Annotated in this window: 28 protein-coding genes and 2 tRNA genes; 15 read left to right on the forward strand and 15 right to left on the reverse strand. The window is 64.0% G+C overall.

The genetic code is table 11. The features are described from left to right. Nucleotides 1-4 precede the first annotated feature (4 nt). Genes GJ672_RS07810 through GJ672_RS07830 form a run of 5 tightly spaced genes read right to left on the reverse strand, consistent with a single transcriptional unit; the run spans nucleotide 5 to nucleotide 2,662 of the window. The gene (locus GJ672_RS07810; protein ID WP_370517582.1) at nucleotides 5-250 is read right to left on the reverse strand and encodes a BolA family protein; all 246 of its coding nucleotides are present in this window, start codon (nucleotides 248-250) and stop codon (nucleotides 5-7) included. After that, nucleotides 247-564, reverse strand: coding sequence for a lipid asymmetry maintenance protein MlaB (locus GJ672_RS07815; protein WP_154296660.1), 318 nt, complete (start codon nucleotides 562-564; stop codon nucleotides 247-249). Before GJ672_RS07815 ends, GJ672_RS07810 begins: the two co-directional genes overlap by 4 nt. Continuing rightward, on the reverse strand, nucleotides 561-1,043 hold the full coding sequence (gene mlaD, locus GJ672_RS07820; RefSeq protein ID WP_154296661.1) for an outer membrane lipid asymmetry maintenance protein MlaD: 483 nt from the start codon (nucleotides 1,041-1,043) through the stop codon (nucleotides 561-563). The genes GJ672_RS07815 and mlaD overlap by 4 nt, the downstream gene beginning before the upstream one ends. Nucleotides 1,044-1,058: 15 nt before the next feature. Next, entirely contained in the window at nucleotides 1,059-1,835 is a 777-nt protein-coding gene (mlaE, locus tag GJ672_RS07825; protein WP_154296662.1) for a lipid asymmetry maintenance ABC transporter permease subunit MlaE, read from the reverse strand. Beyond that, nucleotides 1,832-2,662: an ABC transporter ATP-binding protein gene (locus GJ672_RS07830; RefSeq protein ID WP_154296663.1), complete on the reverse strand. Its 831-nt coding sequence runs from the start codon at nucleotides 2,660-2,662 to the stop codon at nucleotides 1,832-1,834. Before GJ672_RS07830 ends, mlaE begins: the two co-directional genes overlap by 4 nt. A 70-nt stretch (nucleotides 2,663-2,732) precedes the next feature. On the opposite strand from GJ672_RS07830, the gene GJ672_RS07835 reads away from it, so the two are divergent. From GJ672_RS07835 to GJ672_RS07895, 13 genes are all read left to right on the forward strand, one after another. Beyond that, nucleotides 2,733-3,746, forward strand: coding sequence for a calcium/sodium antiporter (locus tag GJ672_RS07835; RefSeq protein ID WP_154296664.1), 1,014 nt, complete (start codon nucleotides 2,733-2,735; stop codon nucleotides 3,744-3,746). A 31-nt stretch (nucleotides 3,747-3,777) separates the two neighbouring features. Further along, nucleotides 3,778-4,746, forward strand: a complete 969-nt coding sequence (locus GJ672_RS07840) for a KpsF/GutQ family sugar-phosphate isomerase (protein WP_370517583.1) — start codon at nucleotides 3,778-3,780, stop codon at nucleotides 4,744-4,746. Then, nucleotides 4,743-5,312: an LPS export ABC transporter periplasmic protein LptC gene (lptC, locus tag GJ672_RS07845; RefSeq protein ID WP_154296666.1), complete on the forward strand. Its 570-nt coding sequence runs from the start codon at nucleotides 4,743-4,745 to the stop codon at nucleotides 5,310-5,312. The genes GJ672_RS07840 and lptC overlap by 4 nt, the downstream gene beginning before the upstream one ends. A gap of 7 nt (nucleotides 5,313-5,319) precedes the next feature. After that, nucleotides 5,320-5,799: a lipopolysaccharide transport periplasmic protein LptA gene (lptA, locus tag GJ672_RS07850; RefSeq protein ID WP_195759486.1), complete on the forward strand. Its 480-nt coding sequence runs from the start codon at nucleotides 5,320-5,322 to the stop codon at nucleotides 5,797-5,799. Then, nucleotides 5,796-6,530 (forward strand): LPS export ABC transporter ATP-binding protein, encoded by a 735-nt coding sequence (gene lptB / locus GJ672_RS07855; RefSeq protein ID WP_154296668.1) that lies wholly within the window; start codon nucleotides 5,796-5,798, stop codon nucleotides 6,528-6,530. The genes lptA and lptB overlap by 4 nt, the downstream gene beginning before the upstream one ends. A 71-nt stretch (nucleotides 6,531-6,601) precedes the next feature. Next, nucleotides 6,602-8,077 carry an RNA polymerase factor sigma-54 gene (locus tag GJ672_RS07860; RefSeq protein WP_154296669.1) on the forward strand — a complete coding sequence of 492 codons (1,476 nt, stop codon included), beginning with the start codon at nucleotides 6,602-6,604 and terminating at the stop codon, nucleotides 8,075-8,077. A gap of 18 nt (nucleotides 8,078-8,095) precedes the next feature. Beyond that, nucleotides 8,096-8,422 (forward strand): ribosome hibernation-promoting factor, HPF/YfiA family, encoded by a 327-nt coding sequence (hpf, locus tag GJ672_RS07865; protein WP_154296670.1) that lies wholly within the window; start codon nucleotides 8,096-8,098, stop codon nucleotides 8,420-8,422. 4 nt (nucleotides 8,423-8,426) lie between these two features. Next, nucleotides 8,427-8,900, forward strand: a complete 474-nt coding sequence (locus tag GJ672_RS07870; protein ID WP_154296671.1) for a PTS sugar transporter subunit IIA — start codon at nucleotides 8,427-8,429, stop codon at nucleotides 8,898-8,900. Beyond that, nucleotides 8,897-9,415, forward strand: coding sequence for an HPr kinase/phosphorylase (locus tag GJ672_RS07875; protein ID WP_195759487.1), 519 nt, complete (start codon nucleotides 8,897-8,899; stop codon nucleotides 9,413-9,415). The genes GJ672_RS07870 and GJ672_RS07875 overlap by 4 nt, the downstream gene beginning before the upstream one ends. After that, entirely contained in the window at nucleotides 9,406-10,254 is an 849-nt protein-coding gene (rapZ, locus tag GJ672_RS07880; protein ID WP_154296673.1) for an RNase adapter RapZ, read from the forward strand. The genes GJ672_RS07875 and rapZ overlap by 10 nt, the downstream gene beginning before the upstream one ends. Continuing rightward, nucleotides 10,251-10,640: a PTS sugar transporter subunit IIA gene (locus GJ672_RS07885; protein ID WP_154296674.1), complete on the forward strand. Its 390-nt coding sequence runs from the start codon at nucleotides 10,251-10,253 to the stop codon at nucleotides 10,638-10,640. Before rapZ ends, GJ672_RS07885 begins: the two co-directional genes overlap by 4 nt. Then, entirely contained in the window at nucleotides 10,633-10,914 is a 282-nt protein-coding gene (locus tag GJ672_RS07890; RefSeq protein ID WP_154296675.1) for an HPr family phosphocarrier protein, read from the forward strand. The genes GJ672_RS07885 and GJ672_RS07890 overlap by 8 nt, the downstream gene beginning before the upstream one ends. Nucleotides 10,915-10,976: 62 nt before the next feature. Beyond that, nucleotides 10,977-12,671 carry a cation:proton antiporter gene (locus GJ672_RS07895; RefSeq protein WP_154296676.1) on the forward strand — a complete coding sequence of 565 codons (1,695 nt, stop codon included), beginning with the start codon at nucleotides 10,977-10,979 and terminating at the stop codon, nucleotides 12,669-12,671. A gap of 1 nt (nucleotide 12,672) precedes the next feature. On the opposite strand, the gene GJ672_RS07900 is transcribed toward GJ672_RS07895, so the two are convergent. From GJ672_RS07900 to GJ672_RS07940, 9 genes are all read right to left on the reverse strand, one after another. After that, a tRNA-Met gene (locus tag GJ672_RS07900) sits at nucleotides 12,673-12,749 on the reverse strand. A gap of 74 nt (nucleotides 12,750-12,823) precedes the next feature. Then, nucleotides 12,824-13,915 carry a redox-regulated ATPase YchF gene (ychF, locus tag GJ672_RS07905; protein ID WP_154296677.1) on the reverse strand — a complete coding sequence of 364 codons (1,092 nt, stop codon included), beginning with the start codon at nucleotides 13,913-13,915 and terminating at the stop codon, nucleotides 12,824-12,826. Between the two features lie 8 nt (nucleotides 13,916-13,923). Then, a complete protein-coding gene (pth, locus tag GJ672_RS07910) occupies nucleotides 13,924-14,508 on the reverse strand; it encodes an aminoacyl-tRNA hydrolase (protein WP_154296678.1) in 585 nt (194 codons plus the stop codon). A gap of 27 nt (nucleotides 14,509-14,535) precedes the next feature. Further along, entirely contained in the window at nucleotides 14,536-15,219 is a 684-nt protein-coding gene (locus GJ672_RS07915) for a 50S ribosomal protein L25/general stress protein Ctc (protein ID WP_154296679.1), read from the reverse strand. A 49-nt stretch (nucleotides 15,220-15,268) separates the two neighbouring features. Next, nucleotides 15,269-16,222, reverse strand: coding sequence for a ribose-phosphate diphosphokinase (locus tag GJ672_RS07920; RefSeq protein WP_195759488.1), 954 nt, complete (start codon nucleotides 16,220-16,222; stop codon nucleotides 15,269-15,271). A gap of 31 nt (nucleotides 16,223-16,253) precedes the next feature. Beyond that, nucleotides 16,254-16,328: transfer RNA gene (locus tag GJ672_RS07925), tRNA-Gln, on the reverse strand. A 4-nt stretch (nucleotides 16,329-16,332) separates the two neighbouring features. Next, nucleotides 16,333-17,187 (reverse strand): 4-(cytidine 5'-diphospho)-2-C-methyl-D-erythritol kinase, encoded by an 855-nt coding sequence (gene ispE, locus GJ672_RS07930; RefSeq protein WP_154296680.1) that lies wholly within the window; start codon nucleotides 17,185-17,187, stop codon nucleotides 16,333-16,335. Next, entirely contained in the window at nucleotides 17,184-17,780 is a 597-nt protein-coding gene (lolB, locus tag GJ672_RS07935; protein WP_154296681.1) for a lipoprotein insertase outer membrane protein LolB, read from the reverse strand. The genes ispE and lolB overlap by 4 nt, the downstream gene beginning before the upstream one ends. Beyond that, nucleotides 17,777-18,700 (reverse strand): tetratricopeptide repeat protein, encoded by a 924-nt coding sequence (locus GJ672_RS07940; RefSeq protein WP_229381865.1) that lies wholly within the window; start codon nucleotides 18,698-18,700, stop codon nucleotides 17,777-17,779. The genes lolB and GJ672_RS07940 overlap by 4 nt, the downstream gene beginning before the upstream one ends. 114 nt (nucleotides 18,701-18,814) lie before the next feature. Here GJ672_RS07940 and hemA point away from each other — a divergent pair, with 114 nt between their 5' ends. Together hemA and prfA are read left to right on the forward strand one after the other, a co-directional pair. After that, nucleotides 18,815-20,095, forward strand: a complete 1,281-nt coding sequence (gene hemA / locus GJ672_RS07945) for a glutamyl-tRNA reductase (RefSeq protein WP_154296683.1) — start codon at nucleotides 18,815-18,817, stop codon at nucleotides 20,093-20,095. Further along, a complete protein-coding gene (gene prfA, locus GJ672_RS07950; protein ID WP_154296684.1) occupies nucleotides 20,088-21,176 on the forward strand; it encodes a peptide chain release factor 1 in 1,089 nt (362 codons plus the stop codon). Before hemA ends, prfA begins: the two co-directional genes overlap by 8 nt. Here prfA and dksA read toward each other — a convergent pair whose 3' ends face one another. Then, complete coding sequence (gene dksA, locus GJ672_RS07955) at nucleotides 21,177-21,608, reverse strand: RNA polymerase-binding protein DksA (RefSeq protein ID WP_154296685.1); 432 nt, start codon at nucleotides 21,606-21,608, stop codon at nucleotides 21,177-21,179. Between the last annotated feature and the right edge of the window lie 17 nt (nucleotides 21,609-21,625).

A 21,625-nucleotide genomic window follows, 5' to 3' on the forward strand; every position in this document is an offset into this window, starting at 1 on the left:
GGGTTCAGTCCTGCTCGGCAGCGGCCTGAGCCGGTGTCAGCGTTCGCATCGAAATGGCGTGCAGAACATCGGAATCGATGTGCGAGCGAAGGATGTCGTAGACCATCCGGTGGCGCCGCAGCAGAGGCAGATCCTCGAAGTCCGGGGAGACAATCCGTGCCTGAAAATGCCGACCGTCACCAATCACTTCGATTTCGGCATCACTCAGCCCGGCCTGCAGCAGGGCTCGAATCGCCTCAGGTTCCATCATTGTTCTGTCATCCCCGTTTGATCACCGTCGCTCAGTATCAGTTTATCAACCCCGCTGATTTGTGCGAGGCGTACCAGCGGATCCGGGGGATGGCGCAGCACAAGTGCCCCTCCCACCGACGTCAGGCGCCGCTGCCACTCCAGAATCAGGGCGAGACCCGCACTGTCGATCCGCTCTATACCGCCGAGATCAACCTCATAGCGGCGAGCCGTCACCGGCAGCGAATCCAGCAATGCCGGCACCTCCGGGGCGCGCAGGTCTCCCCGCAGAGTCAGCGCACCGGGATGGCGTTCCTCGAGGACCATCCCGCTCATTCGTCCCTGCTCGCGTTGTCGGAGCCGCTTTGCTGGTACAGAAACTGGCCGACGATGTCCTCGAGCACAATGGCCGAGCGAGTCAGCATGAACTCGTCACCATCGCGCAAGGCGTCTGGCATGCCTCCCGGATCCAGCGATATGTACTGCTCACCCAGCAGCCCGGCGGTGCGGATGCTGGCGGCCGTGTCGCTGGGGAGGTCATCAAAGCGGCGATCGATGGTGACCTCTACCCGGGCTTCGAGTCGCTGGGGATCGAGGTCGATATCGCTAACCCGGCCGATCTGCACCCCGCCCATCCTCACTGGGGCGCGTTCGCGCAGGCCACCCACATCCTGGAAGTGGGCGATAACCGTGTATCCGTCCATCCGCTGGAAAGCGGTGATATTACTGACCTGCATTGCCAGCACCAGCAGTGCCGCCAGACCGGCCGCCACGAAGGCTCCGACCGCGATTTCCGTGCCGCGCGCATTGTTCACCAGCGGTTTCCTCCGTCAATCAAACATCAGTGCCGTCAGCACGAAATCCAGCCCCAGAACCACCAGCGACGTGATGACTACGGTGCGGGTGGTGGCTCGGCTCACCCCCTGGGAGGTGGGCCGGCAATCGTAGCCATTGAAGACTGCGATCCACCCTGCCACCAGGCCGAAGGCGACGCTTTTGACCATGCCATTCATCACGTCATCACTAAAGCTGACGCTGGCCTGCATCTGAGACCAGTAAGACCCGCCATCAATGCCCAGCATGGCGGTGGCCACCGCATAGGCGCCAAGAATCCCGAGAAGCGTGAAAACCGCGCTCAGCAACGGCACCGACAACAACGCCGCCAGCAGCCGGGGAGCGATGATCCGCCGCTCGGGATCCACCGCCATCATTTCCATGCCCGCCAGCTGCTCCGTCGCCTTCATCAACCCGATTTCGGCGGTCAGGGCCGATCCGGCCCGGCCGGCGAACAGCAGAGCGGTGACCACGGGCCCCAGCTCCCGGGTTAGCGTCAGCGCCACCAGAACACCCAGGGATTGCTCGGCGCCAAAATCCACCAGGGTGTAATAGCCCTGCAGCGCCAGGACCATACCGACGAAGACGCCGGACACCATGATAATGACCAGAGTCAGCACCCCCACGGAGTAGAGTTGCTGAACCAGCAGACGGGGCCGTTTGACCAGCTCTCCCATACCGCCGACCACGCGCACCAGAAATAGTGTCGAGCGACCCAGCGTCGCCATCAGTTTCAGCGCCGTCGCGCCGATGGCCTGCAGAGAAGCCGTCATGGCCCGGGCCCCCGGCGGAGATCATCCTCGATATCGATGGCCGGATAATGAAAGGGCACGGGCCCGTCCGGCAAAGCATCCAGAAACTGACGCACCCAGGCCGAGTCGCTGGCCCGCAACTCCGCCGGTGTGCCCGAGGCGATAATACGACCCTCGGACAGGACATAGGCCCGATCCGCGATGGAGAGCGCTTCATCCACATCGTGGGAGACCACGATGCTGGTGAGTCCAAGCACGTCATTCAGTTGCCGAATCAATGTCATCAGGGCGCCCATGGAAATGGGGTCCTGACCGGCGAACGGTTCGTCATAAAGAATCAGGTCCGGATCCAGCGCCAGCGCCCTCGCCAGCGATATCCGGCGCGCCATGCCGCCGGACAACTCGGCTGGATAGAGACCGGCGGCGCCGCGAAGGCCGACGGCTTCAAGTTTCATCAGGACCACATGATGAATCACGGTATCCGGCAGCTCGGTATGCTCCCGTAGCGGAAAGGCCACGTTGTCGTAGCAGGTCAGGTCAGTGAACAAGGCGCCGCTCTGAAACAGCACGCCCATCCGGCGGCGGAGCCGATAGAGGTCCCGGCGGGACAGGGCGTCGACGCGCTGGCCGGCCACATTCACCTCCCCCGCGGCGGCGCGTAGCTGGCCGCCGATCAGGCGCAGTAGGGTGGTCTTCCCCGTCCCGCTGGGACCCATCACCGCGATCACCTCACCGCGGCGAACGGTGACATCAACGCCATCGAACAGCTTCCGGTCACCCCGGGAGAATACAAGCCCGCGAATATCGACCAGGACATCATCGCTGGATTTCGGGTGGCTAATCGACATGGTTCGGGGCACGCCATCGGAAGAGCGGGAAGATGGCGGCGAGTATCAGTGAAGGAATACGAGGGGTCAAATGAGGTATCGTGCGCCTTTCAGCTCGCCCGCCGGGACCGCGCGCATGGATACGTTGCTGCTCCTGCTGTTTCTGATCGCCGGCTTCGGCATCCTCGCCTGGAGCGCGGACATTTTCGTTGCGGGTGCCTCCTCAATGGCGCTCAGACTGGGCACCTCCAGAATGCTCATCGGTCTGCTGGTGATCGGCATCGGCACCTCACTGCCAGAGATGCTGGTTTCCGCCGCGGCAGCCGTGGACGGCATGCCCGATCTGGTCGTCGGCAACGCCCTGGGTTCGAACATCGCCAATATCGGCCTGATCGTGGGCGTCACGGCGCTCATCGCCCCCATTAACCTGGGCGAGCGCGTGCCCCATCGCGACTTCACCCTGTTGCTACTGGTGGTGGCAGCCACCGCCGTGCTGCTGGCAGATCTCCGCCTCACCCGGCTGGACGGCATCATGCTTCTGCTGGCGATGGCCGCGGTGCTGGTCTGGATGGCCTGGCAAGCCCGACGCAGCGACGACGCCGAGCTCGCCCGGACCGTCAGGGACGTGTCCCCCGAGGTCATGACCCCACGCAGAATCCTCCTGTCGCTATTGCTGGGCATGATCCTCCTGCTGGCCAGCTCCCGGTTGCTGGTCTGGAGCGCCAGCGAGCTGGCCAGGGCGATCGGGGTGAGCGAACTGGTGATCGGCCTCAGCATTGTGGCGCTGGGCACCAGCCTGCCAGAGCTGGCCGCTGGCGCGGCCTCGGCCCGCCGCGGCGAGCACGGCCTCATTGCGGGCAACATCATCGGCTCGTCGGTGTTTAACCTGTTGGCCGTGCTCGGTATCGCTGCCGTCATCGCGCCGTTTGCGCTGGAAGGCTCCAGCCTGATCCGCGATTACGGCATGATGACGCTGTTCATTCTGGCCTTCGTCGCCATCGGCCTGGGCATTGGCCGTCGCGGGCTGTACGGGCGTTCAGCAGGCTTCATACTGCTGAGCGGTTATATTCTTTACCAGACGAGTCTCTACCTGACCGGACCATAGGACGCGGATTGACCGACAGAGCCCAATGACCATGCCAGACAAATTCTGCGAGCTCGGCCGGGCTGTCCTCGAGACGGAAGCCACGGCCATCAGCAACCTGATCCCTCGCCTGGGGGAGTCATTCAGCGATGCCTGCCGCCTGATCCTGGACTGCCAGGGGCGGGTGGTGGTGACGGGAATGGGGAAATCCGGACATGTGGCCGGAAAACTGGCCGCCACCCTGGCCAGCACTGGCACCCCGGCCTTCTTCGTTCACCCGGGAGAAGCAAGTCATGGTGATCTTGGAATGATCACGCCCGGCGACGTGGTGGTGGCCCTCTCCAACTCCGGCGAGACCGACGAGATCAATCAGTTGATTCCACTGATCAAGCGCCGCGGCATCGGCCTTGTGGCAATCACTGGCCAGACGCGCTCGACGCTGGCCACCGCCGCCAGCGTCCATCTGGATGTGGCGGTTGAGCGGGAAGCCTGTCCGCTGGGCCTCGCGCCTACCGCCAGCACCACTGCCAGTCTCGCCATGGGTGATGCGCTGGCGATCGCCCTGCTCGAAGCCCGTGGCTTCACCGCCGACGATTTTGCACTGTCCCACCCGGGCGGCCGGCTGGGCCGACGACTCCTGCTGCACGTGGCCGATTTAATGCACACCGGCGAGGCTGTGCCGCGAGTCGGGGCGCAGACCTCCCTGAAAGAGGCTCTGCTTGAAATCACCCGCCGGGGCCTCGGCATGACTGCGGTCATCGACGACAACGAACAGGTGGTGGGAATCTTTACCGATGGTGACCTGCGGCGGGCGCTGGATGCGGCGGTGGACCTGCAGACGGTGAGGGTCACCGAGGTCATGACCCCGGATCCACGGTTGATCGGCGAAACGGAGCTGGCCGCGGAGGCCGCGGCCCTCATGGAGCGGCACAGCATCAATGCCCTGCTGGTCACCGACGGTGAAGGCCGCCTCTGCGGGGCACTGAACATGCACGACCTGCTGCGGGCCGGCGTGCTGTGAGAATCCCCGGCAACTGGCTTGGCGGGCTGGTCCTGGTGGCGTTGGCCCTCGGGTTGATCCTGTTCCGGGACATGCATCAGGACGATCAGCCACCGGCCGCTGAGGCCCCCATGGGGCCCGAGATCACCAGCCACGCCCGGGGCATCACCATGACCAGCACCAACGAATCCGGCGGGGTGGCCTGGCGGATGTCCGCCGCCGAGGCCTGGTATTACGACGAACCGGATCTATGGGTGCTGGACCAGCCCCGCTGGCAGCTTTACGACGAACCGGACCCCCCCTGGGTCGGACGGGCCAGACGGGGCCGCGCCTGGGACGACACCAACCGGGCGGATCTGATTGACGATGTGGTGATGTGGCGGCGGACCGCCGAGGGACTGACCCGACTCGAGACGCCGTTCATGCATCTCCGACTGCCGGAACACTATGCCGAAACCGATGAGCCCGTTACGCTCATCGGGCCTGATTATCAGGTGGATTCGATCGGGGCGAATGCCTGGCTCCGTGAAGATCGGATCGAACTGCTTGAGGATGCCCGGGGGCGATATGCGCTGGATGATAGCTAAGAACCTCATGACCGCGGTCCTGCTGATCAGCCTGGCCCCTGTCGCGATTGCCACCGAAAACGACGTCGTCAACCTGACGGCGGATCGGGCCGAGGTAAGGGACCTGGAGGGCATCAGCATCTATCGCGGCAATGTGGTGCTCACCCGGGGAGACATGCGAATCACCGGCGACCTGATGCACGTGTACTCGGATGAGCAACGCCGGCTGGATCGGGTGGAGGTGGATGGCACGCCCGCAACCTGGCGGCAGCGGATCCCCGACGCGTTGCCTCGGGAAGCCGAGGCGCCGAGGATGGAGTATTACGCCACCGGCCCGGAACGTCTCGTTCTCAAGGATGGCGGCCGCCTCTGGCAGGGTGATGACACGGTCAGTGGCGAGATCATCACCCACTTTCCGGACGAGGCGCGAACCGTGGCCGAGGGCAGCGAGACCAACGACGACCGGGTCCGCGCCACCTTTTACCCGGACAACCCGGACGACGGATGAGCAGCACCAGTGAACTCCGCGCCGTTGGCCTGAAAAAGGTCTACCGAGGCCAGTCAGTGGTGGATGACGTCTCCCTGACAGTGCGCAGCGGAGAAATTGTCGGGCTGCTCGGTCCCAATGGCGCTGGCAAAACCACCAGTTTCTACATGGTCGTGGGACTGGTTCCGGCGGATGGGGGTGAAATCCATCTGGACGGCGTCGATATCAGCCGGGAGCCCATGCATGCCCGGGCACAGCGGGGGATCGGCTACCTCCCACAGGAAGCCTCCGTGTTTCGGCGGATGTCAGTGATGGACAATCTGCTGGCGGTGCTGGAGACCCGCCGGGACCTGAGCGCAGCGCAGCGGCCATCGAGAGCACTGGATCTGCTGGAAGAGTTCGGGGTGGCCCATCTTGGCCAGCAGGCAGGAATCAGCCTCTCCGGCGGGGAGCGGCGCCGGGTTGAAATTGCCCGGGCACTGGCCGCTGAGCCCCGCTTTATCCTGCTGGATGAACCGTTCGCCGGCGTTGACCCGATCTCCGTTGGCGAAATCAAGTCCATTGTCCGCCATCTTGCTGATCGCCAGATCGGGGTACTGATTACCGATCACAATGTACGGGAGACGCTTGGCCTGGTGGATCGGGCCAGTATCCTCAACGCGGGACGAGTCATTGCCGAAGGTGATCCTGCGCAGGTCCTCGATGACCCTCAGGTAAGGTCCGTTTATCTCGGCGAGGACTTTCGCTTGTAGAGCGCCGTGTTGACTGGCGGCCTGCGTGCGGACGGAGTTATTCTGATCAACCCGATTCAACGTGGATGGCGATGAAGCAGACCCTTCAGCTCCGGCTCGGCCAGCAGCTGGCGATGACCCCACAGCTGCAGCAGGCGATTCGGCTGCTGCAGCTGCCGGCTGCAGAACTCAACCTCGAAATCCGCGAGGCGCTGGAATCCAACCTGATGCTGGAGGTGGACGAAGAGATCGAGTCCCTCGATGACCCGCTGGTCGAGACCGACGGTCCGGTCATCGCAGAGCCGGCGGTGCCCGGAGATCCATCCGAGTCGGTGCTCGGCTCGGACTCTGCCGATGCCAGCCGTCTGGGTGAATCCCTCCCGGGGGATGAGCGCTGGGAAGAAGCGACGGGGAGCACGGCGCTCAGCGCGCCGGACCCCGACAACAACCCCGATACCCTGGAAAACACCGGAACTTCCGAAACCAGCCTGCAGGACCACCTGCAGTGGCAGATTGAATTATCTTCGCTGGATGAACGGGATCGGCGGATCGCCGACGTGGTGATCGACTCCATCGGGCGGGACGGCCACCTGCTGGAAGCGCCGGAGGCCCTGATTGCGGCCATGCCGGCCGCACTGGCGGTGGAAGAGGACGATCTTCGGGCGGTGCTCACCTATGTTCAGCACCTTGATCCGGTGGGGGTGGGCGCTGTGGACGCCCGCCAGGCGCTGGACATCCAGCTCCTTGCCCTGCCCTCGGATACTCCCGGCCGGGAACTGGCCCGACTGCTGGTCGCCAACCACCTCGAACTGCTTGGCCGCGGTGAACACGCCCGGCTGCGGCGCCAGATCGGTGTCAGCCAGGATGATCTGGAAACCGCCCTGGCCCTGATTCAGAGCCAGGATCCTCATCCCGGATCCGGCTTCGATGAGACCCGTGTGGAGTACGTGATTCCCGACTGCACGGTTCAGCGCATCAGTGACCGCTGGGTGGTGGAGATCAATCCGGAAGCATCACCCAGACTGCGGGTCAATGACTACTACGCCAGCCTCATCCGACGGGGAGACACCAGCGGCGATAACAGCCTGATGCGGCAGCACCTGCAGGAGGCGCGATGGTTGATCAAGAGCCTGCGCTCCCGGGACGAGACCCTGCAGAAGGTGGCCGAGTGCATTGTTGACCGCCAGCAGGCGTTCTTCGAGCACGGCGAGGAAGCGATGCAGCCGCTGGTCCTTCGCGAGGTGGCGGAAACCATCGACATGCACGAAAGCACGGTCTCCCGGATTACCAGCCAGAAATACATGCGTACGCCCCAGGGGACCCACGAGTTCAAGTATTTCTTCTCCAGCCATGTCACTACCACCGACGGCGGCGAGTGCTCCGCGACGGCGATCCGCGCCCGTATCCGCCGGCTGGTGGCGGCCGAGAACCCGCGGCGGCCGCTAAGCGATGCCGCGCTGGCATCGATTCTGGGCGACGAGGGCATTAATGTAGCCCGGCGAACGGTAGCCAAGTATCGTGAGGTCATGGGCATTCACTCTTCCACCGACCGCAAGCGGCTCGCCTGAGCACTCAAGGGAGGCACCATGAAAGTTGATGTAACCGGTCACCATGTGGAGATCACGGACGCGCTTCGAGATTACGTGGAGGAGAAGTTCCAGCGTCTGACGCGGCACTTCGACAATGTCGTGGACGCCCACGTGATTCTGACCGTGGAGAAAAAAACCCATCGCGCCGAGGCCACCCTCGCCGTGAGTGGTGCCCGGCTGTTTGCCGAGGCTTCCGAAGAGGCCATGTACGCCGCCATCGACAGACTCATCGACAAGTTGGATCGTCAGGTCATCAAGCACAAGGAAAAGCGCAGCGACCATCATCAGGCGGAAGGCCGGGTCGGCCCCAGTCTGGAGTCGTGAGCTGATGGAGATCGCCGATCTACTGAGCGAACAGCGGGTCCGATGCGGCGCCGCGGGCGTGAAGAGTAAGAAGCGTGCCCTGGAAGCACTGGCGCGGCAGCTGACCCCCGACGAGGATGCCGAGACAACCCGCCACGTATTCGAAGGCCTGACCCTGCGGGAGCGCCTCGGAAGCACGGGGCTGGGCCGTGGGGTGGCCCTGCCCCATAGCCGCAGCGCCGACATCGAGCAACCCCAGGCGGCGCTCATCAAGCTGGAGGAGCCCATCGACTTCGAGGCCGTCGACCAGCAACCGGTGGATCTGTTGTTTGCGTTGATCGTGCCCGAACACAGCAATGATCATCACCTGAGAATCCTCTCCCGGCTGGCGGAAATGTTTCGGGACGAAGGCCTGTGTGCCCGTCTCCGGGGCTGTCAGAGCGACGCCGACCTCTACCACACCATCGCCGGATGGCAGGCCGCTCCGGACCATTCATGATCCGCATCACCGGTACGCTGGTCAGCATCCAGGGCCGGGGCGTGCTGCTCCGGGGCGCCGCCGGTTCGGGCAAAAGCGACACGGCGCTGCAGCTCATCGAGCGGGGTCATCCGCTGGTGGCGGACGACGCGGTGGACCTGCAGCGACTGGACGGGCGGCTGACCGCCTGTGCCCCGGTCCTGGGCCGGGGGCTGCTTTTCATTCGGGGTATCGGTGTCGTGGACGTCGCTACCCGGTACGGCCAGACGGCGGTCCTGGCTTCAGCGCCACTGGATCTTCTGGTGGACCTGGAGCGCACCCGGAGCCCTGAATCGCTGGAGGGCAGCTGGACACAGGAGACATTGGCGGGGGTCAGTGTGCCGCGGCTCGCCATATGCCCCGGCCGGCCAGTGGCGTCCCTGATTGTCCTGGCCGCCCGGGAATGTCATCAGCCCGGTGCCGGCGGGCGGGCCATGGCCACCCGCCTCGAGACGGCCCTGATGAACACTCCAGCGGAGGCACCGCTTTGCGACTGATTATCGTTAGTGGGCTCTCCGGCTCCGGAAAGAGTGTTGCCCTGGCGGCGCTGGAGGACTACGGGTTCAATTGCATCGACAACCTGCCAGTAGCGCTGCTGGACTCCCTTGGCGCTCATCTGGCATGGACCGGGACGGGAGTATCCCATGCGGTGGGCATCGACGCTCGTAACCGACCCGCAGAGCTGGCCCGTTTCCCGTCAATCCGACGCGATCTGTCCCAGCGCGGCATTGAGGCGGAAATCGTCTTTCTGGACGCCGATGATGCGACGCTTCTCAAGCGCTTCTCGGAAACCCGCCGCCGCCATCCACTGAGCAGCCCGGAAATGTCTCTGGCGGAGGCGATCCAGGATGAGCGGCAGCGACTCATGCCGCTGCACGAACGGGCGCATCTGACGGTGGACACCACCCATCTCACCCTGCATGAGCTTCGGGAAATCATTCGCGCGCGCCTGACGGATTCGCCCACCGGCCTCTCCATCCAGCTGGAATCCTTCGGCTATAAACATGGCACGCCGGCGGATGCCGACTTTGTCTTCGACAGTCGCTGCCTCCCCAACCCCCATTGGCAGCCCCACCTGCGGGCGCAGACGGGCCGGGACGAGGCGGTCAGGGCGTACCTGAGCGGATCACCCACCGTGGAGCGTTACCTCAATACCGTCAGGGCGTTCCTCGACGACTGGTTGCCGGTGTTCGAATCGGAAAACCGCAGCTACCTTACCGTGGCGGTGGGTTGCACCGGCGGCCAGCACCGGTCGGTCTTTCTGGTAGAGCAACTGGGTCAACACCTGCGGGAACACGACTACAGCGTGAACATCCGTCATCGGGAACTGCCATGAAAGCCGGCCTGCTCCTCATCACCCATCCGGGGGTTGGTGAAGTCCTCAGGCAAAACGCCGAGGACATCCTCGGTCAGTCGCCCATGCCAGTGGGCACGCTGGCGCCGGCAGAGGGTGAGACCGTCAACGAAACCCGGGAGCGCGGTGAAGCGCTGGTGCATTCACTCGACGGCGGGGCCGGCATTCTCATCCTGACCGACGCCTACGGGGCCACCCCCAGCAATCTGGCAGTGGCCCTGGGCGATGACCATGATTACCCGGTGGTCACCGGCGTCAACCTGCCGATGGTGCTGCGGGTAATGAATTACGCCCACCTGCCGGTGGAAGCGCTGGTGGAAAAAGCCCTGGCGGCTGCCCGCGACGGGATTCTGATTGCCAATGAATAATCCGCACGCGACGCGGGAGCTGGAAATCGTCAATCGTCTGGGGCTCCACGCCCGCGCCGCCGCCCGTTTCGTCGAAGTGGCCAGCGCCCATCAGGCGGAGATCCGGGTTCAGCTGGATCAGCGAACCGCCAACGGCAAGAGCATTATGGGGCTGATGATGCTGGCGGCATCACGGGGCTCGCGAATTACGGTCACTGCCACGGGTGCCGACGCCCGTCAGTCCGTTGAGGCCCTGGCCGAACTGGTCGCCCACCGTTTCGGGGAGCCCGACTGAATCGACAGCGGATGGTGTTACCCTCTTGAGGGACGTCATAAGTCGCCAGTGATGGGACCGGATTGGATCTAGCCTTCGCCAATATATTCTACGAAATTGCCCTGCTCGTGCTGCTGGCAGCGGCGGTGGGTTTTGTGGGGTTGCTCCTCAAACAGCCCCTGGTGGTGGCATTCATCGCCGTTGGGGTGCTGGCCGGACCGGATGCCCTTGGGCTGGTCTCCTCCGTGGAGTTCATTGAGACCCTGAGCCAGATATCAATTGCCGTCCTGCTGTTCCTGGTGGGCCTTAAGCTGGACGTCAGCCTGGTGCGCAATCTGGGAACCGTGGCCCTGGCCACGGGCATCGGGCAGATTCTGTTTACGTCGCTGTTTGGCTTCATCATCTGCCTGATGCTGGGCTTTAGCCCGCTGGTCTCTCTCTATATCGCGATCGCGCTGACGTTCTCGTCCACCATCATCATCGTCAAACTGCTGTCCGACAAACAGGAGATTGGCGCGCTCCACGGCAAGATCGCCCTCGGATTTCTGATTGTTCAGGACATCTTCGTGGTGCTTGCGATGGTCACCCTGTCCGCCATTGGCGTCGGCGTCGGTGATGAAGTGGCCGGCGTCTGGGAAGTGGCTCAGGTCTTTATCGGCGGCCTGTTGATGCTGGGCGCGGTGATTCTTTTCATTCGCTATGTCGCCAATCCAGTCCTCGCGCACATCGCCCGATCTTCGGAGTTAATGGTCATCTTTGCCGTGGGCTGGGCCATCAGCCTGGCGGCGGCCGGTGATGCCCTGGGATTTGGCAAGGAGCTGGGCGGTCTACTGGCAGGCGTGTCACTGGCCTCGACGCAGTATCGCGAGGCGGTGGCCTCCCGCCTGGCGTCGCTAAGGGACTTTCTGCTGCTGTTCTTCTTCATTCATCTGGGCGCCAGCCTGCAGCTGGCCACCCTGGGCGACCAGGTGGGACCCGCCGTGGTGCTCTCGCTGTTCGTCCTGATTGGCAACCCTTTGGTCGTACTGGCCATCATGGGTTTCATGGGATACCGAAAACGGACCGGCTTCCTGGCCGGCCTGACCGTGGCCCAGATCTCCGAGTTCTCGCTGATTTTCATGGCCATGGCCATCACCATCGGGCACGTCGGCGAAGAGGCCATGGGGCTGGTAACGCTAGTGGGGTTGGTGACCATTGCCCTCTCGGTCTACATGATCACCTGGTCCCACAAACTGTTCGACTGGCTGGAGCCCTGGCTGGGTGTCTTCGAGCGACAGCATGCACACCGGGAAGCCACCGACACTCAGGGAGCGGCGGAAGCCAAAGGGCATGACTTCGTGATTTTCGGGCTGGGGCGATATGGCTGTCGCATCGGCGCGCAGCTGAGGGATCTCGGATATCGCGTGCTCGGCGTCGACTTTGATCCGGAAGCGCTGACTCACTGGCGGGACATGGGCATGGATGCCGCCTACGGAGACGCCACCGACCCGGAGTTTGTGGCCCATCTGGATCTGGGCGACGTCAAAGCGGTGGTCTCCGCCGTTCCCCGGGATCGCGGTGCCCTCACCGAGGCTGATCCCCAGCTCACCCTGCTGCACGGTTTGCAGGCCGCTAATTTCACCGGCCAGGTGTTTCTGTCGGTCCAGCAAATGGCCGAGGCGGATCGTCTGCTCAACCAGGGGGCCAGCGTGGTGCTGAAACCTTTCGATGATGCCGCGGATTATGCCGTTCGGCAGCTTACCGGGGGACTGGCGTCAGGCCCGCCAGGGCCCGGATAAGTGGTGGCTACGGGTGGATTCGAACCACCGACCCCATCATTATGAGTGATGTGCTCTAACCAGCTGAGCTACGTAGCCATGTCGGCGGGAGGGAGAAGTATCCAGAGGCGCGACGGCGGTGTCAAATCCCGTTTTTCCCGCCGGAACGGCCGCTACACATTGAAGCGAAAATGGCAGACATCGCCTTCCTGCATCACGTATTCCTTGCCCTCCAGGCGCATCCGGCCGGCCTCCTTGGCGCCCTGCTCACCCCCCGCCGCGAGGTAGTCCTCGAGCCCGATCACTTCGGCGCGAATGAACCCCCGCTCGAAGTCGGTGTGGATCCGGCCGGCCGCCTGGGGCGCCGTGGCACCCCGTGAGACCGTCCAGGCTCGCACCTCCCGGGGGCCGGCGGTGAAGAAGGTCAGCAGATCCAGCAGAGCGTAACCCCCTCGGATCAGGCGATGGAGGCCCGGCTCGGTCAGGCCGTAGGCTGACAGCAGTTCCGCCTGCTCCTCGGCATCCAGCTGCGAGAGCTCGGCCTCGATGGCCGCGCACAGCGCCACCACACCGGCACCCTCCCGCTCCGCCAGCGCCTCGACAGCCGCCAGCTGCGGGTTATCGGTAAAGCCTTCCTCGGTGACATTGGCCACATACAGAACCGGTTTGGCGGTCAGCAGGTGCAACTCCTGAATCGCTTCCTGATCGGCGGATTCCAGACCCTGCGCCCGGACGGGGATGCCCTGGTCCAGCCGACTGGCGATGGACTTGAGGGCATCACGCATGGCGATGGCGGCCTTGTCGTTGGACTTGGCCCGCCGCGCCTGCCGCTCCATGGCCCGCTCCACCGTATCCAGATCCGCCAGCAGCAACTCGGTGTTTATGGTTTCAATATCCGACAGTGGGTCCACGCGACCTTCGACGTGATGAACGTCGTCACTTTCAAAACATCGAACCACGTGAGCAATGGCGTCGGTCTCGCGGATATTGGCCAGGAACTTGTTGCCCAGCCCTTCTCCACGCGAGGCGCCCGCCACCAGACCGGCGATGTCCACAAACTCCATGGCGGTGGGGACGACATTCTCCGGCTTGACCCGCTCGGCTAACCGGTCGAGGCGCGGGTCGGGCACCGGCACGATGCCCACATTCGGGTCAATGGTGCAGAACGGATAGTTCTCTGCCGGAATTTCGTTGCGCGTCAGGGCGTTGAACAACGTGGACTTGCCCACGTTGGGCAGCCCCACAATACCGCATTTAAACCCCATGGTATTCCTCAGCTCCTCGTGTGCAGTGTCTGCTGCGCCCGGTCCCAGTCGCCGGTCGCCAGCAGGCCGGCGATTTCGGCGGCATCGGTGACGGCACCCTCGATCGCCTGTTGTTCCTGCTGGCCAGGGGCGTGGAGGACGTAGCGCACCACCTGATCGCTGTGCCCCGGATGACCAACGCCCAGGCGCAGTCGGCCGAACTCCCGTGTGCCGGTGGCGGCGATGATGTCCCGTAGCCCGTTATGTCCGCCGTGACCACCGCCGCGCTTCAGACGCACCACCCCCGGGGGCAGGTCGATTTCATCATGGACCACCAGCATCGACTCCGGTGGTATGCGGTGAAAACGGGCCAGCGCCGTCACCGAGCGCCCGCTGTGATTCATGTAGGTCAGCGGGCAGAGGAGATGGACATCAAACCCCTCGCCCCGCCAGCGACCCGTCAGCCCCTGGAACTTTCGCTCCGGACGCAGGGGCAGGTGCTGTCGTGATGCCAGGGCCTCAATAAACCAGAACCCGGCATTATGCCGGGTTCTGGCGTATCCGGAACCGGGATTACCCAGTCCCACGATCAACTGCACCGGTGGTGCGGACATGGCGGGTCGCTCAGGGCCGAGCCGGAATTAGCTCGACTCCTCGCCGTCGGAGCCCTCGTCGCCCCCTTCGGTTGGCGACTCGCCATCGGCCTCGCCCTCGGCCTCTTCGTCTTCTTCCTCCACCGCCTTGCGGGGCGCATGAATGCTGACCAGCACCGGATCGTGATCGGTTTCCGCATCCAGCCCCGGGAAAACGACACCTTCCGGCGGAGTGACGTCGGAGAGATGAATGGAGCTGCCCATCTCCAGCTCGCTGATGTCGATATCAATGGCAGCCGGCAAGTCCTCAGGCAGACATTCGACTTCCACCTCGATGGCATCGTGGTGGACAACGCCGCCACCGACTTTGACCCCCGTGGCCGTCTCCTGGTTGAGGAAATGAATCGGCACGCTCTGGCGCATCTTCTCGCCGGCCTTGATCCGCAGCAGGTCCATGTGAGTGACCAGTGGCTTGAAGGGGTGCCGTTGCAGGTCCTTGAGGATGGCTTTCTCGGTCCGCTTGCCCTTCACCTTGACGTCGAGAATCTGCGAGAAGAAAGCCTCCTCCCGCATGAGACGCAACACCTGCTCTTCGTCCAGGGTCAGAGAGACCGGCTTTTTGCCGGCGCCATAAAGAATGCCCGGGATCTGCTTCGCACGACGCAGGCGGCGGCTCGCACCCTTGCCCTGGTCACTGCGAACAGTGGCATCCAGTTTCAGTTCAACACTCATCGGATCGTTTCTCCATATATGCCCCCGCGACCAGGGGCCTTTGCGGAAGTCAGTCGACGAACAGCTCGCTGACCGACTCATCGTTGTTAACCCGCCGCATGGTCTCGGCGAGCATCTCTGCCAGCGACAGCTGGCGGATCTGGGGACACGCTCTGGCCGGCTCCGCCAGCGGAATGCTGTCGGTCACCACCAGCTCGTCCAGGTAACTCTGTTCCAGTCGCTCAATCGCCGGGCCGGAAAGGACCGGATGGGTGATGTAGGCGCAGACTTTGCCCGCGCCCCGTTCCTTGAGCGCCTCTGCTGCCTGACACAGCGTGCCTGCGGTATCGATGATGTCGTCGACAATGATGCAGGTCTTGTCACGAACATCGCCAATGATGTTCATGACTTCCATTTCATTGGCTCGGGGTCGACGTTTATCGATGATGGCCAAATCGGCGTTATCCAGCCGGCGTGCCACGGCGCGGGCGCGCAACACCCCGCCGACGTCCGGCGAGACCACAATCTTGTCCGGATGGGTTTGCCGCCAGATGTCGCCGAGCAGCACCGGCGAAGCGTAGACGTTGTCCACGGGAATGTTGAAAAAGCCCTGGATCTGGTCGGCGTGCAGGTCCACGGTGACCACGCGATTGATCCCGGCGGCGGTGAGCATGTCGGCGGTGAGCTTGGCCGAAATGGGGACCCGCTGAGAGCGCGGCCGGCGGTCCTGGCGCGCATAGCCGTAGTAGGGAATCACCGCGGTGATGCGTGCCGCCGACGATCGCCGCAACGCATCGGCGATGACCAGCAGTTCCATGAGATTGTCATTGGTCGGAGCGCAGGTGGGCTGGATGATGAAGACATCATGGCCCCGCACATGCTCGTTCACCTCCACCCGAATCTCGCCATCGCTGAAGCTGGTGACCACAGCGTCCCCCAGGCGGATTTTCAGATGCGAGGCCACGGCTCGGGCCAGGGCGGGGTTGGCGTTCCCGGTGAACACCATCATGTTTCCGTTTTCCATCGCGGCGGAATCCTGCGATCGCTGAAAAAATTGGCTGGGGCGGCAGGATTCGAACCTGCGAATGCGGGGATCAAAACCCCGTGCCTTACCGCTTGGCTACGCCCCAGTCGTCACGAAGGTACAACGCTAAGACGGTCGAGCAGCGGTGACCGGTTGCTGGCCCGGCAGAGCCAGGTCACCACTCGATTTCCGACCCGCTCGGCTGCCTCGGAGGCCGCCTGGCGGCTGTCAAACCGGCAGAAACAGCAGCCACCGGTCCCGGATAGCGCCACCGGCCCTTGCTCCCCCAGAACATCCAGGGCCTCTCCCACCGCGGGATGGAGCTGCCTGACCACCGATTCACAGTCGTTCCCGACAGCGCCGGCTTCGAAGTCGCGTATTGTTAACTGGGCACCCGGACGTGTCAATTTCATGGCCCGAAACACCGCTCCGGTATCCACGGCGACCCCGGGATCGGCCACCAGCAGCCAGGGCTCGTCAACCGTCACTGGCCTAAGTTCTTCACCAACCCCCTCGGCCCATGCCGCCTCGCCCGCAACGAAAACCGGAACATCCGCTCCCAATTCCAAAGCCAGTTTCATGAGTGACGATCGGGGCAGTCGACATTCCCAGAGCCGGTTCAAAGCCACCAGGGTGGTGGCTGCATCAGAACTGCCACCGCCCAGCCCGCCACCGGCGGGAATCCGCTTGGTCAGCCGAATGCAAACGCCCTGTTCCACCCCGGCAAAACGTTGCAGGGACCGGGCGGCCCGAACAGCCAGATCCGCCTCCGGATCAAGCCCGGGCAGCCCCCCCTCGCGGGTCACCATGGGGTCCGCCGTGACCGCAAAGTCCAGCTGATCGGTGGGCTCAATAAACTGAAACAGGGTCTGCAATTGATGGTAGCCGTCGCTGCGACGCCCCAGAACCCGCAGAAAGCGATTGATCTTTGCCGGCGCCGGCCATCCCGAGCACCATCGCGTCACGGCCTGACATCCCACTGCCGCACGGCGAGCCGCACACCGATGTCATTGCGACTGACCGCGACGCGCCCCGGCAACGGATAGTCATCAGCGGTCTGGTAGTCGTCATACCGAACGTCCCAGCCTCCCTGCTGCATCGCCAGGGCGCGGCCCGCTTCGTCCACCCGGACACGACCGTCCAACCAGGGCACTGGCTGCCCCACCACCCACCAGCGCAGGAATTCCACCGGCAGGTCATAACCGGTGACGGCCTGCATCAATTCGGCGGGACTGCCGGCTGAATGGCGCTGGCCATCCGCTGTGGCCAGTATCGCCTGGCCTTCTTCGCCGGTCACCCGTACCCGACCTGCCCCCAGGGCGCCCCGCAGATCAATCTGATAACCGCCAGCCGTTTCGCGCCAGCGAATGCTGACCGTGGCCGACTGATCCGCAGCCGTCATCGAGACCCGGCCATCAAGCTGCCAGGCCGTCGGTGCGGGCGGCGCCTGCCATGCTTCGAGGGCCTGCCACTCGCCGGTGACATGGGGGGCTGGTGGCCGCACCGCGCAGGCACTGAGGGTGATGAGGCTGACGAGCACAAGCGCCATCATTCTCATGGCGTCAACCGCTCCAGGGTCTCCTGCAGAACCGGATGATCCGCCGAGTGCTCCAGGGCTTCGTCCCAGATGTCTCGCGCCTCGTCGCGATGATTCAGCATCCAGAGCACTTCCCCCAGGTGGGCGGCGATTTCCGCATCACCCTCGGTTAAGGCGAAAGCCCGGCGCAGATACTCCAGTGCCTCGTTCATGCGCCCCTGACGATAGGCTGCCCAACCCATGCTGTCGATGATCGCCGGGTCATCGGGCCGCAGCCTATAGGCCTTTTTGATGAGCTCAGCGCCTTCATCCACCCGGGCGGTGGCATCCACCAGGGTATACCCCAGGGCGTTGAGAAAATGCGGGTTGTCCGGCTCCTCGGCATGCAGGTCCGCCAGATCGTCAATACCCGCCTGCAGCTGTCCCCCCATGACCCGGCTCAGCGCTCTTCCGTAGCGCAGCACGAGGCTCCGGGGCTCCAGGGCAAGTCCGCGTTCAAAGGCCGCGATGCTGCCGGGGTAATCGCGTTCCTGGCGGAGCATGCGCCCTTTGATGCCCAGAGCGTCGGTCTTGAGCAGACGCGCCATGTCCGCATTGCCGGATTCCAGCGCCGCCCAGCGGTCCGCCAGCGTCAGGGTCTGCTCGGGGTCACGCGCCAGCACGGCCACCTGCAGCGCGCGGGCGATCAGGGCGGGATCCCGAGAATCCTCTGCCGCCAACCCATAGTGATGACTGGCCGCCGCCAGCTGCCCGCGGTTCACCGCAAGCTCCGCCAGCAAAACCCGGGTCAACGGCGATTCCGTCCCGGCCGCGACCGGCGAAACATCGTGCTCAAGGCGGATTTCGGCGCGCTCCGACTCCGCCGGTGGCGGCTCGCCGGGCGAGCTGCAACCGGTCAGCAGGACAGCCAGTGCCAACGTCAGCAGGCTTACGGGGACCACCCGCCATGCTGTCAATCGACGGAATTTAGCGAAACTCCTCATCAGGGCTTTACTATACTTGTCTGGGGAATTTGCTGCCCTACAATCTGCGTCGTCCCAACCAATCGGATCTCAATGCCTGTCGTCTGCCTGGGTCTCAATCACAAGTCGGCCCCGCTTGCCGTTCGCGAGCAGGTGGTACTGCCTGCGGAACGCCTGGATGCCGCTCTCGAGGCGCTGTCGGCTCGGCCGGGAGTGCGGGAGGCGGCCGTGGTTTCCACCTGCAATCGCACCGAGATCTATGCCGTGCTGGCCCCCGAGGCCACCCCGGCGATTCTGCAGCGCTGGCTGGAAAATGAGCACGAGCTGACCCGTGAGTGGCTATCACCCTACCTGTATCGTCTCGAAGAGCAGGAGGCAATCCGCCATTTGCTGCGAGTGGCGGCGGGTCTGGATTCGCTGGTGCTCGGCGAGCCTCAGATCCTCGGGCAGGCCAAAATTGCCTACCACTCTGCCTCCCGGGCGGGCCTGCTGGGGCAGATCCTGCAGCGGCTGTTCCAGCATGCCTTCTCGGTCGCCAAACGGGTCCGCACCGAAACCGACATCGGCTCCCGGCCGGTATCCGTCGCCTCAATCGCTGTCACGCTGGCACGGCAGATCTTCGGAGACCTGACCAGTCAGCGGGCGCTGCTGATCGGGGCCGGCGAAATGATCGAAATGACCGTCCGTCACCTGAGCGAGCAGGGCATGACGGATCTGATCATTGCCAACCGCAGTCTCCCGCGGGCGGAACGGATCGCCACCGCCTGTCGGGGTCAGGCGATTTCCCTGGCGGAGCTTCCCAACACCGTCGCCGGCGCTGACATCATTGTCAGCTGCACGGCGAGCAATGAGCCCATTCTGGGCTATGACGACATACAGCAGGCCATGAAATCCCGCCGCCATCGGCCCTGCTTTATCGTTGATCTGGCGGTCCCGCGGGACATCGAAGCCAGCGTCGAAAAGCTGCCGGACATCTATCTGTATACCGTCGATGACCTGCGCCATGTCAGCGAACAGGGACAACGTTCCCGGGCCGCCGCGGCGGACGATGCAGAGCGCATTATCACCGAGCAGGCGGATGCATTCATCGACTGGCTCCGGACCCTGGATGCGGTGGGTGCCATCCGACGCTTCCGGCAGGCGGCCGAGCGGGACCGTAACGAAGCGCTGCAACAGGCACGCCGCCAGATCGAGGCGGGTCAACCGGTGGATGCCGTGCTCGAGAAGCTGGCTCACCGACTGACCCGCAAGCTTCTGCATGCGCCGACCATGGGCCTCCGGGACGCCGCCCGGAGCGGCAAAGACTCGGTCATCCAGCAGAGCCAGCGCATGCTGGGCGTTAATGACAGCGAAGACGAACACCACAATGAATGACAATTTGCGCCGCAAGCTCGAAAAACTGAGCGAGCGCCACGAGGAAATCGAGGGCCTGCTGGCCGATCCAGACGTGATTGCTGACCAGACCCGTTTCACCGGCCTGTCCCGGGAATACGCTCGCCTGGAACCCCTGGTGCGGACGCTGGCGGCACACCGCCAGGCCTCCGAGGATCTGGACACCGCTGAGGAGATGCGCAGCAGTGCTGACGAAGCGCTTCGGTCCATGGGTGAGGAAGAGGCGGACAGTGCACAGGCCCGAATTGAGGCTCTGGAGTCCGAGCTAAAGCTGCTGATGCTGCCGGAGGATCCCAATGACGCCCGGAACACCTATCTGGAAATACGGGCCGGCACCGGCGGGGATGAGGCGGCGCTGTTCGCCGGTGACCTGTTGCGCATGTATCTTCGCTACGCGGAGAACCGGGGCTGGCGGACCGAGATCATCAGCGAGAGCCACGGCGAGCAGGGTGGCTACCGGGAAGTGGTGGCCCGAATTGCCGGCGACCGGGTTTACTCCCGTCTGAAATTCGAATCCGGGGCACACCGGGTTCAGCGGGTGCCCGCGACGGAATCCCAGGGGCGAATCCACACCTCCGCCTGCACCGTGGCCGTCCTGCCTGAGGCCGAGGCGCTGGACGACATCGACATCAACCCGGCGGATCTGCGCATTGACACTTTCCGGGCCTCTGGTGCCGGTGGTCAGCACGTTAACAAGACCGACTCCGCCGTGCGGGTGACCCACCTCCCCACCGGCGTCGTGGTGGAGTGCCAGGATGAGCGGTCTCAGCACAAGAACCGCGCCAAGGCCCTCGGGCTACTTCAGGCCCGGTTAATGGACGCGCGTCAGGAGGCGGCGGATACCGAGCGCACGGAAACCCGGCGATTGCTGGTGGGAAGTGGTGATCGGTCCGAGCGCATTCGGACCTACAATTTTCCGCAGGGCCGGGTGACCGATCACCGGATCAACCTGACGCTTTACAAGCTCGAGGAAGTGCTCTCGGGGTCGCTGGATCACGTTATCGAACCGCTGGTCAGCGAGCACCAGGCCGACCAACTGGCCGCCCTGGCCAACGAGCACTGATCAGGCGACCCGCTGCTTTTCCTTGAGCTCCTCGAGGGTCTTGCAGTCAACGCAGAGCGTCGCCGTGGGACGCGCTTCGAGCCGCCGCAGGCCGATTTCGACGCCACACTGATCGCAGAATCCATAGTCATCCCGATGGATGCGATTCATGGTTTCGTCAATCTTGCGGATCAGCTTGCGCTCCCGATCACGGGTCCGGAGCTCGAGGGCAAACTCTTCTTCCTGTGTGGCCCGATCCGCCGGGTCAGCATAGTGATTGGCGTCATCACGCATGTGGCTGACCGTTCGCTCTACTTCTTCCTGCAGCTGCTTTTTCCACGCCTCGAGAATGGCCAGGAAATGCGCACGCTGCGCCTCGTTCATGTACTCCTCACCCTCGGCGGGCTGATACGGCTGAATGCCGCGAACGGGGAGCGAAGCCTTGTCGGTCATCTTGTACCTCCATCAGG

The organism is Spiribacter sp. 2438, assembly GCF_009676705.1.
Classification (GTDB): Bacteria; Pseudomonadota; Gammaproteobacteria; order Nitrococcales; family Nitrococcaceae; genus Spiribacter.

Bases quoted from the DNA above. Each gene is read 5' to 3' on its own strand.
- GJ672_RS07915 (WP_154296679.1), bottom strand. From the start codon at position 15,219: ATGAGTGTTGAACTGAAACTGGATGCCACTGTTCGCAGTGACCAGGGC.
- GJ672_RS07890 (WP_154296675.1), top strand. From the start codon at position 10,633: ATGAATAATCCGCACGCGACGCGGGAGCTGGAAATCGTCAATCGTCTG.
- GJ672_RS07875 (WP_195759487.1), top strand. From the start codon at position 8,897: ATGATCCGCATCACCGGTACGCTGGTCAGCATCCAGGGCCGGGGCGTG.
- dksA (WP_154296685.1), bottom strand. From the start codon at position 21,608: ATGACCGACAAGGCTTCGCTCCCCGTTCGCGGCATTCAGCCGTATCAG.
- hpf (WP_154296670.1), top strand. From the start codon at position 8,096: ATGAAAGTTGATGTAACCGGTCACCATGTGGAGATCACGGACGCGCTT.
- mlaE (WP_154296662.1), bottom strand. From the start codon at position 1,835: ATGACGGCTTCTCTGCAGGCCATCGGCGCGACGGCGCTGAAACTGATG.
- lptA (WP_195759486.1), top strand. From the start codon at position 5,320: ATGACCGCGGTCCTGCTGATCAGCCTGGCCCCTGTCGCGATTGCCACC.
- GJ672_RS07815 (WP_154296660.1), bottom strand. From the start codon at position 564: ATGAGCGGGATGGTCCTCGAGGAACGCCATCCCGGTGCGCTGACTCTG.
- GJ672_RS07860 (WP_154296669.1), top strand. From the start codon at position 6,602: ATGAAGCAGACCCTTCAGCTCCGGCTCGGCCAGCAGCTGGCGATGACC.
- lolB (WP_154296681.1), bottom strand. From the start codon at position 17,780: ATGAGAATGATGGCGCTTGTGCTCGTCAGCCTCATCACCCTCAGTGCC.
- GJ672_RS07870 (WP_154296671.1), top strand. From the start codon at position 8,427: ATGGAGATCGCCGATCTACTGAGCGAACAGCGGGTCCGATGCGGCGCC.
- GJ672_RS07840 (WP_370517583.1), top strand. From the start codon at position 3,778: ATGCCAGACAAATTCTGCGAGCTCGGCCGGGCTGTCCTCGAGACGGAA.
- GJ672_RS07830 (WP_154296663.1), bottom strand. From the start codon at position 2,662: ATGTCGATTAGCCACCCGAAATCCAGCGATGATGTCCTGGTCGATATT.
- GJ672_RS07835 (WP_154296664.1), top strand. From the start codon at position 2,733: ATGAGGTATCGTGCGCCTTTCAGCTCGCCCGCCGGGACCGCGCGCATG.
- GJ672_RS07920 (WP_195759488.1), bottom strand. From the start codon at position 16,222: ATGGAAAACGGAAACATGATGGTGTTCACCGGGAACGCCAACCCCGCC.
- hemA (WP_154296683.1), top strand. From the start codon at position 18,815: ATGCCTGTCGTCTGCCTGGGTCTCAATCACAAGTCGGCCCCGCTTGCC.
- ychF (WP_154296677.1), bottom strand. From the start codon at position 13,915: ATGGGGTTTAAATGCGGTATTGTGGGGCTGCCCAACGTGGGCAAGTCC.
- GJ672_RS07885 (WP_154296674.1), top strand. From the start codon at position 10,251: ATGAAAGCCGGCCTGCTCCTCATCACCCATCCGGGGGTTGGTGAAGTC.
- lptB (WP_154296668.1), top strand. From the start codon at position 5,796: ATGAGCAGCACCAGTGAACTCCGCGCCGTTGGCCTGAAAAAGGTCTAC.
- prfA (WP_154296684.1), top strand. From the start codon at position 20,088: ATGAATGACAATTTGCGCCGCAAGCTCGAAAAACTGAGCGAGCGCCAC.
- pth (WP_154296678.1), bottom strand. From the start codon at position 14,508: ATGTCCGCACCACCGGTGCAGTTGATCGTGGGACTGGGTAATCCCGGT.
- GJ672_RS07810 (WP_370517582.1), bottom strand. From the start codon at position 250: ATGATGGAACCTGAGGCGATTCGAGCCCTGCTGCAGGCCGGGCTGAGT.